15 protein-coding genes and 1 pseudogene are annotated in these 15,119 nt (G+C 70.9%); 4 read left to right on the top strand and 12 right to left on the bottom strand.

The window, feature by feature from the left end:
- Positions 1 to 10: 10 nt before the first annotated feature.
- Positions 11 to 1,750: an FAD-dependent oxidoreductase gene (locus tag ADK64_RS29700; protein WP_053663903.1), complete on the bottom strand. Its 1,740-nt coding sequence runs from the start codon at positions 1,748 to 1,750 to the stop codon at positions 11 to 13.
- Between the two features lie 179 nt (positions 1,751 to 1,929).
- Here ADK64_RS29700 and ADK64_RS29695 point away from each other — a divergent pair, with 179 nt between their 5' ends.
- Together ADK64_RS29695 and ADK64_RS29690 are read left to right on the top strand one after the other, a co-directional pair.
- The gene (locus tag ADK64_RS29695) at positions 1,930 to 3,645 is read left to right on the top strand and encodes a helix-turn-helix domain-containing protein (RefSeq protein ID WP_053664376.1); all 1,716 of its coding nucleotides are present in this window, start codon (positions 1,930 to 1,932) and stop codon (positions 3,643 to 3,645) included.
- Positions 3,646 to 3,969: 324 nt separating this feature from the next.
- Positions 3,970 to 5,184 carry an FAD-dependent monooxygenase gene (locus tag ADK64_RS29690; protein ID WP_053663901.1) on the top strand — a complete coding sequence of 405 codons (1,215 nt, stop codon included), beginning with the start codon at positions 3,970 to 3,972 and terminating at the stop codon, positions 5,182 to 5,184.
- 3 nt (positions 5,185 to 5,187) lie between these two features.
- Here the strand turns inward: ADK64_RS29690 and ADK64_RS46200 are convergent, their stop codons facing one another.
- Positions 5,188 to 5,358: a hypothetical protein gene (locus ADK64_RS46200; protein WP_159046365.1), complete on the bottom strand. Its 171-nt coding sequence runs from the start codon at positions 5,356 to 5,358 to the stop codon at positions 5,188 to 5,190.
- Between ADK64_RS46200 and ADK64_RS29685 the strand changes: the two genes are divergently transcribed.
- Together ADK64_RS29685 and ADK64_RS46195 are read left to right on the top strand one after the other, a co-directional pair.
- Positions 5,357 to 5,584 (top strand): hypothetical protein, encoded by a 228-nt coding sequence (locus ADK64_RS29685; protein WP_053663899.1) that lies wholly within the window; start codon positions 5,357 to 5,359, stop codon positions 5,582 to 5,584. The genes ADK64_RS46200 and ADK64_RS29685 overlap by 2 nt on opposite strands.
- Before the next feature lie 123 nt (positions 5,585 to 5,707).
- The gene (locus ADK64_RS46195) at positions 5,708 to 5,863 is read left to right on the top strand and encodes a hypothetical protein (protein WP_159046364.1); all 156 of its coding nucleotides are present in this window, start codon (positions 5,708 to 5,710) and stop codon (positions 5,861 to 5,863) included.
- A gap of 89 nt (positions 5,864 to 5,952) precedes the next feature.
- On the opposite strand, the gene ADK64_RS29680 is transcribed toward ADK64_RS46195, so the two are convergent.
- The 10 genes and pseudogenes from ADK64_RS29680 to ADK64_RS29645 form a co-directional block, all read right to left on the bottom strand.
- A complete protein-coding gene (locus ADK64_RS29680; protein ID WP_053663897.1) occupies positions 5,953 to 6,438 on the bottom strand; it encodes a DUF3761 domain-containing protein in 486 nt (161 codons plus the stop codon).
- Positions 6,435 to 6,869, bottom strand: a complete 435-nt coding sequence (locus tag ADK64_RS46190) for a hypothetical protein (protein WP_159046363.1) — start codon at positions 6,867 to 6,869, stop codon at positions 6,435 to 6,437. The genes ADK64_RS29680 and ADK64_RS46190 overlap by 4 nt, the downstream gene beginning before the upstream one ends.
- A gap of 23 nt (positions 6,870 to 6,892) precedes the next feature.
- On the bottom strand, positions 6,893 to 7,147 hold the full coding sequence (locus ADK64_RS46740; RefSeq protein ID WP_053663896.1) for a hypothetical protein: 255 nt from the start codon (positions 7,145 to 7,147) through the stop codon (positions 6,893 to 6,895).
- Positions 7,148 to 7,153: 6 nt separating this feature from the next.
- Positions 7,154 to 7,390, bottom strand: a pseudogene (locus ADK64_RS49170) (hypothetical protein); the annotation flags it as partial.
- Positions 7,351 to 7,575: a hypothetical protein gene (locus ADK64_RS29670; protein WP_053663894.1), complete on the bottom strand. Its 225-nt coding sequence runs from the start codon at positions 7,573 to 7,575 to the stop codon at positions 7,351 to 7,353. The pseudogene ADK64_RS49170 and the gene ADK64_RS29670, both read right to left, overlap by 40 nt.
- Before the next feature lie 599 nt (positions 7,576 to 8,174).
- Complete coding sequence (locus ADK64_RS29665) at positions 8,175 to 10,037, bottom strand: trypsin-like serine peptidase (RefSeq protein ID WP_234384750.1); 1,863 nt, start codon at positions 10,035 to 10,037, stop codon at positions 8,175 to 8,177.
- A gap of 451 nt (positions 10,038 to 10,488) precedes the next feature.
- Positions 10,489 to 11,106: a DUF4232 domain-containing protein gene (locus ADK64_RS29660; RefSeq protein ID WP_053663892.1), complete on the bottom strand. Its 618-nt coding sequence runs from the start codon at positions 11,104 to 11,106 to the stop codon at positions 10,489 to 10,491.
- Positions 11,107 to 11,628: 522 nt separating this feature from the next.
- Positions 11,629 to 12,120: a hypothetical protein gene (locus tag ADK64_RS29655; RefSeq protein WP_053663890.1), complete on the bottom strand. Its 492-nt coding sequence runs from the start codon at positions 12,118 to 12,120 to the stop codon at positions 11,629 to 11,631.
- Between the two features lie 254 nt (positions 12,121 to 12,374).
- Entirely contained in the window at positions 12,375 to 13,238 is an 864-nt protein-coding gene (locus tag ADK64_RS29650; protein WP_053663888.1) for an LLM class flavin-dependent oxidoreductase, read from the bottom strand.
- Between the two features lie 1,608 nt (positions 13,239 to 14,846).
- Positions 14,847 to 15,119, bottom strand: a 273-nt coding sequence (locus ADK64_RS29645) for a hypothetical protein (RefSeq protein WP_078992916.1), incomplete at its 5' end; no start/stop codon positions are given.

Here is a 15,119-nt window from a genome sequence, read left to right as displayed (position 1 = left end):
CGATCCCGTCCTAGCTGTGTCCGAGGATCCGCCGCAGCGCGTCCGTCAGCAGGTCCCCGGCGTCCGGGGCCGCCGACGGATGCCGGAAGGCGACGAATCCGTCGGGCCGCACCAGCAATGCACCCGAGTCGGACACCTCGCTCAGCCGCGCCCAGTCGCCGTACGGGTCCTCGTACTCCCGCCCGGGCCCGATGACCACGGCGGCGATGTCGATCTCCTGCGCCTGGGCCGCGCGCACCCAGCACTCGCCCCCGATCCCGGTCAGCAGGGTGAAACGGCCCTTGCCGACCGTGTCGAGCGTGGAGAGCCTGCGCGGGCCGGAGGTGATCCAGGCGTGCGGCAGTTTCGCGCCCGGGCGGGAGGAGGGCTCGTGGTACAGCTCCGGGTCGCGGCTGAAGCCGGGGTCGGGGGTGCCGTCGGGTACGACCGCGTCCGAGGCGTACCGCTGGTTGAGGTCGACGCCGTGCGCGTTGAACTCGTAGACCTTCAGCGCGATCGCCTCGCGCAGCCGGGCGCGCTGCTTCTCGGCGGCCTCCGTGGCGTCCTTGCGGGCGGCGATGTTGGCCCACAGCCGCTCGGGGGTCTGCGGGGAGAGCCCGTCCAGTGCCTCGAAGACGGGGGCGGTCTCGCCGATGGACTTGTTGGCGCGGGTGACGACCTGCCGGCCGATCGGGGCACGCTCGGCGGTGTACGTGTCCAGGAGCCGGGGCCCGGCGCGCCCGTCGAGGACCATCTTCAGCTTCCAGGCCAGGTTGTACGAGTCCTGGATCGAGGTGTTGGAGCCGAGGCCGTTGGACGGCGGATGGCGGTGGGTGGCGTCGCCGGCGCAGAAGACGCGGCCGTTCGCGTACTTCTGCGCGTACATCTCGTTGACCGTCCACGCGGAGGACGACTTGATGGTCACGGGGATCTCGTCGTCGCCGATGAGTGCGCGGACGACGGACTCGGCGTACTCGGAGGTCAGGTCGGGGGCGCCCGCGGTGACGTCGTACCCCCACACGATCAGCCACTCGTTCCAGGGGCGGACGCAGCGCACCAGCCCGGCGCCGATGCCCCCGACGGCCGCACCCGGGGCGAGCACCCAGTAGAGGGTCGACGGACGGTGTGCGGTGTACCGGGTCAGGTCCGCGTCGAAGACGATGTTGATGCTGCCCGCGACGCCCATCCGACCGCCCATGGGCAGGCCCGCGTCCTCGGCGACCTTCGAGCGGCCGCCGTCCGCGCCGATGAGGTACTTGGCACGGATCTCGTACGTGTCCCCGCGGAGCCGGTCGCGGACGGTGGCCGTGACGCCGTCGGCGTCCTGGGCGTGGGAGAGGTACTCGGTCTGGAAGCGCAGCCGGGTGCCGCGGGCGACGGCCGCGTCGACGAGGACCGGCTCCATGAGGTGCTGGGGCATGTCGCACATCCGGGTCGGGCTGGCGAGGTCGTGCGCGGCCTGGACCAGCGGGTCGTTGCCCCAGGAGCGCACCCGGCCGAGTTCCTCGCCGGCCAGACTGGTGCAGAAGGTCGTGTCGCCCATCAGCTGCTGCGGGGTCGCCTGGGCGATGACCTCCTGTTCGAGGCCGAGGTCGCGCAGCACCTCCATCGTGCGCTGGTTGGTGATGTGCGCGCGGGGCGTGACGGCGAGGCTCGCATGGCGGGTCACGACGAGGTTGTGCACGCCGTAGGTGCTCAGGGCGAGCGCGGCCGACGCGCCGGCGGGGCCACTGCCTACGATCAGGACGTCGGTCTCGACGACGGTGGACACGGGGTGCTCCTGAGGGGACGAACGGACTCCAGGCACTCGTGATCATGGAGCGACACAGGGGTGTGTGGGTGTCTCATTTCGAGACAGCCCGCCCACCTCGCCTTCCCCGTCGGGGCGGACCACGGCGGGGCACCGCACTTGTTGTCCCTTCAACCGAATCCGGTACGGTGGGCCGCGTCGTGACCACCACAGAGCATTCCCCCGCGGGCTTCGCGCTCACACCGCTGCGTCTCGCGCGCGAACGGTTCCTGACGGGGTGTCCCTTGCCCGACGGCGTACCGGACGAAGTGGTCGCCGCATGGCGGCGCGCGCGGTTCTTCGGGGTGCCGCACGATCTCGAGGAACCGGCCGTCACCGGGCGCGCACGGCCGGCGGAGTCGGTCCTGCTCGGTGCCGCCCGCCCCGTGCTGGACCGGATCGCCCCGGCCCTGGGCGCCGACCGGACGGTCCTGGTCCTCACCGACGAACGACTGCGTGTGCTGTGGACGGGCGGCAGCGCCCCCGGGCTCGAACGCTGCTCCGGTCTCTCGGAGCAGGAGGTCGGCAACAACAGCGCGGCCCTCGCCGCACGCACCCGCCGCCGGGCCGAGGTGCACGGTCCCGAACACTTCCTCGACCGATGGCAGGACGTGTCTGCGGTCAGCGTGCCGGTGCTCGCACCGGAGCGCGGGCAGGTGCTGGGCACGGTGACCGTCGCGACGGGGCTGTGCGCCGGCCGCGCACCGCATCCGGGCGCGGCGCTCGCCGAGGCCGCGGCCGGCGCGGTGGAGGCCGCGCTGCTCGCCCGGTCCCGGACGGCCGAGCGGGTCCTTCTCGATGCCTACCATCGGGCGGCCCAGGGGCAGGATCGCGCGGTGGCCGTGCTCGACGGCCGCAACCGGCTGCTCAGCGCGGCGGCGGAGCGGATGCTGTCGCCCCAGACGTTGGACGCGCTGGAGCGTGCGGCCATGGCCGCACGGCAGCAGGGCGCCCCTGCCGACCTGGGCGAGCTGTCCGAGGGCGCGGGGAGCACCGTGCGGGTGACTCCGGTACGTCATGAGGGCGCCGTCATCGGGGTGGTGGTCGTACTGCACCCGCTCGCCGGCACCGTACGTGCCGTGCCGTGCCCGGCCACCACCCCGACCGGATCCTCGGTTCCCTGGCGGTACGCCGTCGGCCGGGCGCTCGAACTGGCCGGCTCCGGGCAACCCCTCCTGCTGTCGGGAGAACGCGGCACCGGCAAGACGGCACTGGCGCGTCAGCTTCCCGCAGGACGTGCCGCCCGGGTCTTCGACGCGGCGGAGGACCCCCGACTCGACCGCATGCACGCCGAGATGACGCGGGGGCAGCCCGTTCTGCTCCGCCATGCGGAGCGGCTCACGCAGCCGGGCGTGGCCGCGCTCAATTCCCTGCTCGACACGCAGCCGGACGCGCCCCTGCTGGTCACCTACACGCCCGGCGCACCGCCCGGCCCCTGTCTCCAGAGGCTCCTGGACACGCTGGCCGCCCGCTCGGTCGCCCTGCCCGCGCTGCGCGAACGTCCCCAGGACATAAGGGAGTTGCTCCAAGAACTGGCGCCGCGCCCCGCGCCGGGCCGGACTCCGCTGACCTGGACGCTCGACGCACTGCGCGCTCTGGAGCAGTACCCATGGCCCGGCAACGTCACCGAACTGTCCCATGTCGTACGGACGTTGGCGCAGCATCGGCGAGTGTCCGGGCCCGTCCGGCGGGCCGAGCTGCCGGACCAGGTACGCGAAGCGCCCGCGGCACGGCTGCTCAGCCCGGTGGAGCAGGCCGAACGCACCACGATCCTGGAGGCGCTGCACCGCCACGGCGGCAACAAGGCGCGCACGGCGGCCGCCCTGGGCATCGGCCGGGCGACGCTGTACCGCAAGCTGCGGAGCTATCGCGGCTGAGCGGCCACCAGCCCCGGCAGCGGCGGACGACCTCAGTGACATGGGGCATGCCCGCAGAGCTGTGCCCGACGAGAAGGGCACCGGTCACCGGCCCGGACGAGACAGCGACACCACATGGCCGGGAGCGGCCGCCGGCGGAGGCGGAATCAGCCACACCAACCGGCACATGAAGACCTGGCAGGCCGGGCGGCCCGATACTGGGGAAGCGGCAGGGGGAGGAGGTGCGGACCCACCGTCGGCCATGTCTCCCAGAGCCCGCGGAGCAGGAATTCGCGAGCGCGGCCGTCGGGCTTCGCACGTGCGATCACGACAGGAAGGTTCGTCATGGTGACCACTCCGAGCATCCTCATCTCCGGCGCGAGCGTCGCGGGCCCGACCCTTGCCCACTGGCTCGCCGGCGCCGGCTGGGACGTCACCGTCATCGAACGCGTCGACCGTCTGCGCGACGAAGGCCAGAACGTCGACGTCCGCGGCGCCGGCCGCGAAGTGCTGCGCCGCATGGGCATCGAGGACGCCGTCCGTGCCGCTCACACGCACGAGACCGGCCTGGACTTCGTCGACGAACACGGCCGGCCGGTCGCGTCGTTCGCCGCCGGCACCGACGACACCTCGGGAACCACCGCCGAGCTGGAGATCCTGCGCGGGCAGCTCGGACACATCCTGTACGACCTGTCGTCCGCCGACAGCGCATACGTCTTCGGCGACCAGATCACCGGGCTGCACGATGACGGGCACGGTGTGGACGTCGAGTTCCTCCACGCACCGGCCCGGCGGTTCGACGCGGTGGTCGTCGCCGAGGGGCTCCGCTCGCGCACCAGGACGCGGGTGCTGGGGGACGCCCCAGTGCGCGAACTCGGCGTCTACAACGCCTATCTGACGATTCCACGCACCGACGCCGACAACGACCGGTGGCGGTGGTTGATCGCCGACCGCGGCCGAGGTGTGGCCTTGCGGCCGGACAACGTCGGGACGACTCGGGCCTCGCTGAACATGCGGAGCTCCGTGCGCGGAGTCGACCGCCTCGACCGCGAGGACGTCGTCACGATCCTGCGCGCGACGTTCGCCGACATCGGCTGGGAAGTCCCCAGGATCCTCAGTGCCCTCGACGACTGCCCCCTGTATTTCGAATCGCTAGGTCAGGCCCGACTCCCACACTGGAGCCGCGGCCGGATCGCCGTGCTCGGAGACGCCGCCTACTGTGCGTCGCCCTTCAGCGGCATGGGTACGACCCTGGCCCTCACCGGCGCGTACATCCTGGCCGGCGAACTCACCAGCCACGCCGAGCCCCAGGCCGCGTTCGCTCGTTACGAGGCGATCATGCGCCCGTTCGTCGAGAAGGCCCAGCAACTGTCGCCCGGACTCCCGAACCTCTTCTATCCCGGCACCCGGCTCCAGCGATCGCTGATCTGGGCGGGCCTGCGCGCCACGGCCAGCCCACTGGCCAACCGACTCGGCGGACTCCAGGCAATGCTGTTCAGCCCGCCCGCGGACGCACTCGACCTGCCTGAATACGCCCTGACGCCACGAAAAGACGCGTGAGCTCTATCCGTATCTGTACGGGACTTGGTACCGCCCGCCGGGAAGGCGGACTTCCAGCCTGCGCATCAAGTCGATCTCGGTCTCGTCGCCCGGCACGATGCCCAAGCTGTGCGGGAGGTGGGGGAACGCCTTGATGGTCAGGTGTTCCGCGACCGCGACCGCGATCACGCTCATGCCCGCCGTTCGCCGTTCGCCGTTCGCCGTCCGCCGTCCGCCGTACGGTGGGCTCGAGTTCACCGTGAACAACGCTGGTTTGACCTCGCTCCACCCGCGGCTCGGCCAGGTGTACCTGGCCGGGTTCGGGCGCATGGACCGGGTGCACTTCAGTCGGAATGTGGTCCACCTCGCGATCGTCCAGCCGGTGCTGTCCAAGGCGATCGACAGATCGAGCCCCGGCTAACCGTCCCGCTGCTCGTCCGCTAAGGCCGGCTCGTCCCGTCCGGGCACCCGCTGACCGGGCGCGTTGCGCTACGCATGTCCAATGTGGAGGGCGAGACGCTGTCGCGTGGGAAAGGAATCCCGGGTGCCTCCCCACTTGCTGGGCGAACCGGTCGTGGCAGGCCAGGTCTGCGTCCCGGTGACCGACGCACCGTCCAGCCGCCTCGCGTTCGCCTGCGACGAACAGGACAGTCCGGGTCCGCTGGCCGCTTCGTTCGTGGCCCCCGTGCTGAGTACGTGACGGCACGAGATCTGATCCGGCCTCGGCATACCTGACAAGCCGCCCGGTTCGGACGACGAGCGGCTCGTGTCTGGGAACTGCGGTGCGGCCTAGCGGTAGAAGACGGCCACGCCTCCGTGATGCGAGCAGGCGCCCTGGTGGTGGGCGGCGTAGGAGTACGTGCCGTCGTTGCAGAGCGCGGTAGCTCCGTTTCCGGCATCGCTGGAACCGCCCGAGGAGCTTGAGCCCCCGCTAGTGGAGGATCCGCCGGACGAACTTCCGCCGCTTCCTGAACCGGCGGCGTCCGCATGCGCGGTGACCGTCACCTTCACCTTGACCGTCTTCGTCTGAGTCACCGTCGGCCCGGGCTCTGGCGACGCCGTGGCCGTGGCCGTGGTGGTGGCTGTGACCGTGGTGGTCGGCTGCACTTTGTCGGCCGCCGGCTTGGCGTCCTTCCCCGTGTCGTGGCCGCCGGCGCCAGCGCCGATGCCGAGAACGAAGGCGAGACCGAGCGCGGGCAGCACGTATCGCTTGCGGGCCCATCGCGGGGCCGTTCTCACGGGCGGCTGTGGCGGCATGGTGTACGGGTTGGTCATGTGTCCCCCCAGGGCGCGTTGGAGGGTTGACCGTAGCTCCAGGCATGCCGACTCGTGTGATGATTTCGTGAAGGTGTCATCTTTTCGTGATGTCGCCAACGGGGCGGTGTCAACGCCCCCTGCACCGCCGTCATCGTGGACGGGCTCGAACCCACGGCCTCGTCGAGCGCCTGCCGCACCCGCGGGACCGGCGGCGTGAACTCGTCACTCTCAACGCCGCCGGCCAGGATGCCGTCGCGACCGTCGGCGGCATCATCCTGCGGCCGCCGCGAGCCCTCGACTTGCTTCGAGTCGAGGGCTTCGAGCACCTCGCCCGGGTCTTCATTCGCCTCGTCGACGCGGACGAGTCCGAAAACCGTCGTCGTCGATGCGGAGCACGGTGCTGCGCAGCGGTACCGCACCAGCGCCGACCAGGGCGCCGTCACCCGCAAGGGCGGAGACCTGTCGTCCCGTGTCAGCAGGCGATCGGCCGTCCCGCCGGCGCCGGGTAGTCCCCCCGTGCCTGCTGCAGGTCAGCGGCGTCGAGTCCGGCGGCCCGAACCCGGACCACCACGGCCCCCGGTGCCGAGGCCTGCTCGGTCAGGATTCCGTCGAGCGAGCCACCCGGCTGCGACAGATGTGCCGATTCCAGCGGACCGTCCAGCCACCGAGGGAACAGCGCGGCGGCGACACGGTTGCCCGGGCGTACCCGCCGGACATGCGGCCCCACGGCGACGACCTCGCCGGCACCGTCGGAGACCGGTACGACGTCCGGTTGACGGGCAGTACGTACTGCCCCCGCAACAACAGGAGTTCGCGGAAATTGAGGCAGGTGGCGTGGACCGCGACCGCGGCCCCTCCTTCCCCAGCCGTACGGGCCCCGGCGCGAGAGGCTCGACCGCCCGTACGGGGATCCGGCGCGACGAGGGCCGACTACACCTCGCCGGTGGCGAACAGGTCGAGGTGCCCGCACTGGGGGCAGCGGAACGCCTCTATCTGCCGCCGGGGCCGGCCCATCCGCTTGGCGCCCCCGAAAATCCCCCGCTCCAACGCGCCCTCTATCCAGCGCGCGTACCCCCGCGAGTGCTCGCCGGCATCCTCGATGAAACCTTCCGCCAGACCGACATTGCCGCAGTGCGTGCACGTGAAGTTCTTCATCCCGCGAGTGTAGGAAACGATGCGGCCAGGGCGTACCTGTCGGTGGCCTCGCCTTGGGCGTGGCGGGGCACGCCAACACGAGTTCCGCCGGTGCCCTTGATTCCTGGTCGCACCCCGGTGGACCGGCGCGTTCGGCGGGCGTCATCTACGCCGCGGTGAACGCGGTGCACCTGTCGGGTGCGCGGTCGCCGAGCGAGAGACCAGGACGCGGCACGAGGCACGATGCGCAGTGATGAGCCGTCAGCCGTCCAAGAGGTTCGGGGCGGGCAGCTGGAGCAGCCGGCAGCTTGACGGCGAGGTGACATCGGGTGGGCCGGCCGGCTCCCGGGTGTGGTGGGAGCCCGCACGCTGGGAACGGACGATGCCCTGTGGCGCGGCGAGGTCGTCGTCTCGGCCCGCACGGTGGATCTCTTACGGCCCGTCATGCCGGCCCCGGCCGGTCAGCGCCGGGCGTCGTGCCATGCGGCGCGTCGGGGCCGGCATCCGACACGAGACGAGCCAGGCGGCGTGGGCGCATTCGTTGCGCGGAACGGGCAGGTGATCGGCCTGCCCGTTCCGCATCACGACCACAGTCCTGTCCTGTCCTTTGGCAACCGAGATCAGGCGTGCGGAACCAGGGTCTGTTCGGTGCCGAGCGTGCTCTTCCCCGTGTCGACGTACATGCCGGTCTCGCCGTCGGACCAGCGGACGACGAGGTCGTCGGTGCGGTGGTCGGAGGTGAAGTCGCCCGTGGTCATGACCGTGTTGCGGGTCCACAGCCCGTTGGGGTTCTGGATGCGTGACTCGGTGCCGAGGGCGGAGGTGGTGGTGTTGACGTAGGTGTCGAGTTCACCGTCCGGCCACTGCACCATCAGATCCCACCTCTGGTTGCCGGAGAACTCGCCGGCCGTCAGCAGCGTGGCGTGGGTCCAGGTGGAGTTGGGGTCCTTGAGCTTGTGTTCCTGCCCGAAGCCTCCGGCACCCACATTGGTGTAAAGGGTGAGCTCACCGTCGGACCAGCGCACCATCAGGTCCGTGACATAGGCCGAGGTGTTGAAACGGCCCGCGGTGATCTGGGTGGCGTGCTGCCAGGTCGAGTTGGGGCCGATCAGCTGGATGCCGGCGACGTTGAGACCGTTGGTGCCGACATCGCCGTAGAGGGTCACCTTCCCGTCGGACCAGCGGACCATCAGGTCGAAACGGCTCGACCCGGTGAAGTCGCCCGCGGTGATGGTCGCCGCGTGGGTCCAGGTCGGGTTGGGGGCCAGCAGTCGGCGCTCTGCGGTGAAGTGGCCGTTTCCGTCGTCGGTGTAGAGGGTGACCTCGCCGTCGGTCCACACCACGATCAGGTCGCTGTGGCCGGTGCCGCTGAAGTCACCGGCGGCCATGAGCTTGGCGTGCTCCCACGTCGAGCCGCTGCCCATCGAGTAGGGGAGGGGCGGCTGGTCGTAGGGGCCGTGGTCGGTGTGCAGGCCCTTCTGGGCGTCGTCGTAGAGCTGGAAGAACCGGTCGCCGTGCAGTGGGCTGTACGTGATCCGGTTGTACAGCGGGTTGTCGGTCTTGACGTCAGGGCCGCCCTGAAGGAGGCCGCCGACGTTGCCGATGATCTCGCCTGTATCGCCCGAGGAGTCGAACTTGGAGAACCACGGTCCGCCGGAGACCCCTCCCCACATACCGGCACAGTCGATCTGCATCTGGTTGTAGGCCGGCAGGGGCGTCGTCCAGACGTCGGAGCAGTGGAAGGCGCGGTCCTGTGAGTCGTACTTGACCATGGGGTAGCCGATGACGGTCACCTTGTTGACGAACCCGGGTGTGGGGGCGAGGGAGTTGGCGCCCACGACGTCCTGGACGTCGCGCCCGCCGTTCTCGTTCAGGCTCGCGAAGGCGTAGTCCAGGTCGGAGTTGGCGCTGCGGTCCGAGGCGTACTGCGAGTCGCGGAACCAGTCACCGACCGGCCAGATTCCGTACGGCTGGTCGCCCGCGGGCTTGGTGTGGTCGTATTCGGGCACGAACGCAGCGTTGCGGCCGAGGCAGTGCCCGGCGGTGAGGACGAGGTTGTGCCCTGGGCTGCGTACCACGCTGGCTGTGCAGTGATGGGCCTTCATGTCACCCGTGGTGCTGAAGAGTGTGCCGACGGATTTGATGCCGTCGAAGTGCTCGCCGGTGATCCCGGTGGCGACGGATCGCTTACCGCGCGGCGTCTTCCAGCCCTGCGGCCGTGCGATACGGCCCGAGGGGTCGGTGGCCGAGGCCATGCGCTCGGGGGTCCAGAACCGTATGGCGTCCCGGACGGTCCACGTGCCGTCGTCGGCGGACGACGGTGTGACGGACACCGGCGGACGCGCGGCGGCGGTCGTGTGGCCGACGCGTGTCGACTGGGCCGTCGCCTGTCTGGTGGGGGCGGCAGGCGCCGGTGTGACGGCTCGGGCCGTCGCGGCGCTGCCCAGCAGAAGCGCGGCGCACAGTGCGAACACACTCCCCACGCCTATTCGTGTGCTATACAACTCTCTTTGCTCCAGGTCCGGTCGGCCGTGGGGCTCGACGAGCCGAGGCCGTGCAAGCGGTCGACGGCCGACGCAGAGTGCGAGGCCGGGTCTTCGCCGGGGGGAGTCAGTCGGCGTTACAACTCGGGTGGCTGGTCGTGATCATTGGCCTGGGGCCCTGCGGGGCGCACGATGCGCCCCGGCGGGCGACGGGCCCGACAGCGGGCCCGGCCCATGCCGACCGGCGCACGGATCATCACCTGCGGACAGGCGCCTGCGCCTCAGTAATCCCGCCCGGCTCACCATGCACCCCCCGATGCGTTCCCCCGTGCCGCCCGTGAGACGGCATCCGGTCGACCGTGGTCAGCGGTCGCCGTCGCCATGATCGCACAACACTCGAACGCGTGTGCATTTATATGTCCGGGCGTCAGATCCCGACCGAACGGGTCCGCTACCGCAGCCGGGGTGCGCCCAGATGAACGGTGTCGCAGAACACAGGGGTCACATTCCGGCCGTGCGAGTCGGTGATCTGCACGGCGGCGCCGTAGTCGGTGGACGCGCGGTGCGGCGGCAACACCTCGATGCGCGGGTGGTCGTCGACCGGGATGGAGCAGGAGCCGTCAGCGGCAGGGGACGCGGGGTAGAAGAGCGGGAAGTCGAGCGCGCTGCCGGGGTTCAGCACCAGGCGGACGGGCACCTTCGCCTTCGGCTCCGACCAGACGGCCGGGCCTTTGCCCGCGTAGGCGTGGAGCTTCGGATAGCCGTTGAAGACGCAGGATTTGGCACTGGTGTTCCTCGCGCTCAGCAGGGCCGTCGGCGCCTTGCCCGACGTGCCGGCGAGGCGCGTCAGTCTCCACCGCAGATGTCCGGTGCCGCATGCGGGACCGGGCCGGGCGCCTGTCGAGGCCGAGGGCGACGCGGTCGTCCGTGACGGTTCGACGGTCGGCGCCGTCGTCCGGGACGGCCCGGCGGTCGGCTGCGCGGCACCATGGTGCGCCGGGCCGCAGGCCGCAGCGGCCACGACCACCGCCAGGCTGATCGCCGAGACTGCCGCTGATCGCCGTGCCATGAGTACGTCCCCCTGGCGGAGCACCCTGCGGAGGCCTTGTGCCCCCGTTTCCGACTCCCGGACAAGGAGATGCACACGCTCTCCAAAAGGTTCCCCAGGCGGATGTCGGCCCCCGTCGAGGTCGATTGGCCGGCGCTGCGACAGAACACCAGGCGGCAGGATCCTGCACCACGGCGGTGATCGTGTGCGTGGTCAGTGGGCTGAGCCAGGTTGCCGGATCTTCCTCCACAACACTCGCTCGGAGCCGAACCGAACGTTGCCTCCGGTGGGTTGGCCGCCCAGGACTGGCTGCCGGGGGAAGTGTCCGGTCCGCAGTCAGCCACTCCAGCCCGCTCCGGTGCGCACCTCGCGCTGCTGACGAAGAAGGCCGCAGCCACCCGTCCCGACCCGCGCCGCGCGTGCACCAACTCCACGGCCACTACGTCGAGTTGAGGATTGACGGGGACTGTCCCCACCCACGTCCGGCAGCCAGCGCCCGCGCCGGGTGCGCCACCGCCGCCACCGTGCCCGGTACATCCTGCCTCAGCCCTGGTGCCAGCCGTAGACGCGGACGGGGTCGAGGTGCAGTTCATTGGGGCCCAGGCAGTCGGCAGCCCAGGTGGCCAGGCGCGAGCCGCAGGCGCAGGCCAGGTTGGGGCCGTGTGCGCCAGTGGGTCCGCAGCACCCGGTCCAGTTGTCCCCGCACGTGAACGGGGCGAGACGGGGCATGACGTCGTCGGGGTGGACGATGACGCTGTCGCGTGGGCCGGCGGAGGCGGAGGGGGTGAGGGTGGCAAGCCTGAGCAGCTCGCGGCCCGTGCTGCGGGTGTGCTGGCTGGACGCGGCGGCTGGCCCGAAAGGCGTGCCCCACGGGTCAGGGTCGATGGCGTAGTACCCGCGAGGAACAGTGGAACGGGCCCGCCGGGTCTCCTCGTCCCGGCCGTCATCCGGGTCGCCGATGTCCGGGACGGTGGGCAGAGCCTCCAGGTCCCCGGTGAGTGCGATAGCGCACTTGGCGCAGTAGAAGACGGTCATGCGTCGGGTTCTACCGCGTGGCGGGCCGACTCGTCACGCGGAGTCGGCTGTCTGACCGGAGCAACTCCGGAGCGTCGTCTTGCGGCAACTCGGTATCCGGAGGCGAGGAGTCAAGCGGCCAGGTCTGTCCCGTCCCTGAGGGCAGCCCTTCAGCGTCATGTAGGTCCCCATGTAGTTCCCCTGATTCCCCACCCGCGCGGTGCCGTTTCCCCAGGGGGATGCCGAACACGTCCGGCACGGCCTCGGACGGCTCATCAGAGCACCGGCGGCCCAGCCTCGATGCGGCGCAGCACCGGAGGGAGGCGGTCCAGGTCGGGGCCGGTCTGGATCTGTCGCTCGTCCCACCAGGTGGCGCCGGCGTCGTGCAGTGGGCCGATCACGTCCTTGGCCTTGGCCGGGTCCAGGGGCGTGGCACCGCCGAGCACGAACTCGAAGGGACGCTCGGCCGCGGCCGTACGGTGCTTGCGTACATAGGCGACCAGTTCCCGTACCTCCGCCGCGTCGGGCACGTGCCCGTGCCGGGCCGTCTCGAAGAGCGGCACCGCGCCGTCCCACCGTGCTGCCCGCCGCATGGGCAGGCGACGGGGCCAGAACCCGCCGATCCACACCGGCGGACCGGGCCGCTGCACAGTGGCGGGCAGCAGCGTCACGTCCCGGACTTGGTAGTGCCGGCCGTGGTGGTTCACCGGCTCGCCGGACCAGAAGCGGCACAACAGATCCAGTCCCTCGTCCAGCCGCTCGGCGAGGAGGCGTGGCTCGGCGGTGTCGCCGAAGCTGCGGTATTCGTCGTCGATCGGACCGCCCAGGCCCGCGGCGAAGATCACCCGGCCGCCGCTGAGGTGGTCCAGGGTGGCCACCTGGCGGGCCAGTTGCTGTGCACGGTAGCGGGGGACCGGCGTCAGCAGGGTGCCCAGTCGGATTCGGGAGGTCGCCAGCGCTGCCGCGGTCAGCAGCATCCAGGGATCTCCGAAGGGACGCCCCTGGTGCTGCCGGTGCAAGACGTGGTCCCAGACGAAGAGCCCGTCCCAGCCGGCCTGTTCGGCGGCAGCCGCCGCCGTCGCGACGTTACGGGGGTCGGCGAAGTCACCGAAGTTCGGGATGTTGACGGAGAAGCGCATCCCAGCAGGATGCGCAGAGGGCCACGAAGCGGCAACCGGATTCGGGAACAGGCGGCTTCACGGCAGGCCGTGGTCCACGCACGGTTCATCAGGATCCCCGAAGCACAGGTGGACGAGACAGAACGGGACATCCACGACCGCAAGACCGTGCGCCGGCTCTCGCGACGCGAGCCCCGGCCGATGGTCCCCCTCCGCCCGCGACGGTAGGCCCAACCGCCTGCTGGAGCCGTTCAAGGAGCGGCGCGACCCCTTGAGCCGGATACTGGCCGCGGAGTACGACGGCCCGGCAGCGGGCCCGGGCCGTGTCGGTCACGTAGGAGGCCGGAGTGATCCCCAGGAGCCCGTTCTTGTCGAGCGCTTTGCGCATGGCGGCGTGGCCCGAACCGGCGTAGTGCAGGCGGAGGTCCTCGCACAGCGTGGGCAGCGGGGACTGCCGCCACGTGCGGCGCGCGCCCACGGCAGATTCACCACCTGGCCCGCGTGCACTCGTCCCAGGAGGGCGCCGATCGTGGTGGCCGGGGTGAAACCTCGCGGCCCGGTATCGCCGTCGCGGAGGTTGAAGGCCAGTGCCACCCGCATCGGTACCAGCCTCTCGTTCGAGGCCAACTGCCTGATGCCAGGGCAGCTCTGGACGAGCAGAGGACCCGTCGTCTCGTGCTCCTGCTCCATGCGGGGGAGTGCCGGAAGTCACACAGACCGTCGGGCCCAAGTGGCCACTTCCGGCCGCGTGGAGGGCGGCCGGGACGTGGAGAACAACGGCCAGGAGAACGTTCTGCAGCCGTCTCGAATGTCTCAAACCAGCCGCCCGAACTGGTTGCACCGGTCGGCGGACCGCGGCTCGTCCGAGACGACACGCGGGACGTTTGCCTCGCGCGCCCGGGTGTGCGCCGATTGCCGCCACCGGCGCCTGGGCGGACGCTGGGTCACTTCCCTGGAAGTCGTTCTGTGTGGAGGTTGCCTGTGCCGAGCGGTGTGGTGAAGTGGATCGCACGGGGCCTGAGCGTCATTGCTCAGGGGGGCCGTGATGTCGCCGCCCGGAGCAGCGCTGTCTGTGGCGATGCGGGCCGAGAACGCGTTCCCGGTCCGCAGGTGTCCTTCGGCGTCACCAACGACGCGGCCGGTGACCGCGCCGAGAACGGCCGGCGGACGCCGGAATGGCGTGAGCCGTCCCAGGCGTCGGGAGCGGACCGGCGCGTGCGTGAACGCCCCGAGTGGCCGGTCCAGGCAGTCCCTGGCGCTGACGCGGTGGACACCTGCCAATGGTGCGTGCAGATGCGAGAAGCCGACGCCACGGAGCGGTGACCACGAACGAGAGTCGGCCTGCAGCACCGCACACCCAGGAAAAGCACCAGCGCCCGCGTGAGCGGGACACCGACGTCGTGGCCCGCGTCCCGGCCGGACAACCTCGGCGTCCCGCAGACACAGGCAACGGCCCGAGCCCAGGCCATCACGCACGCTTCGAAGGGCGACTCGTCCATGGCGGCCTGGCGCTGGGTGATCGAGCGGACCCTCGCCCGGCTCCACGGATTCCGATGCGTGGGCATCCGCGTCGGCCGGCCGACCCGGACGAGGCCAGGAATCTGGGGCCGACCCGGACGAGGCCAGGAATCAGGGGCCGGCGATGACTCGGCCCGGCATCGGCTCCGCGAGCGCGGCCCGCCGAGCCGGCGCGCTGAAGGGGTTGGCGAAGTACTGCGTCTCGTGTACCACGTGCTGGTCAACGAATTCCATGATGCTCACCGAATACGAAGGAATACCGTCGTAGGTGATGATGCATTCGCTCACCCACAGATGCGCGTGGCCGGTGATCCGCTGGACGCTGAAGTGCCGGTCGGCCGGGTGCCCACCGCGTTGCGCCGAAATCGTCGCGCGGCCCCGGAA

The organism is Streptomyces sp. MMG1121, assembly GCF_001280015.1.
Taxonomy (GTDB): domain Bacteria; phylum Actinomycetota; class Actinomycetes; order Streptomycetales; family Streptomycetaceae; genus Streptomyces.
The sequence above is the reverse complement of the archived record's forward strand: the minus strand, read 5'-3'. Positions and strand labels throughout refer to the sequence as shown.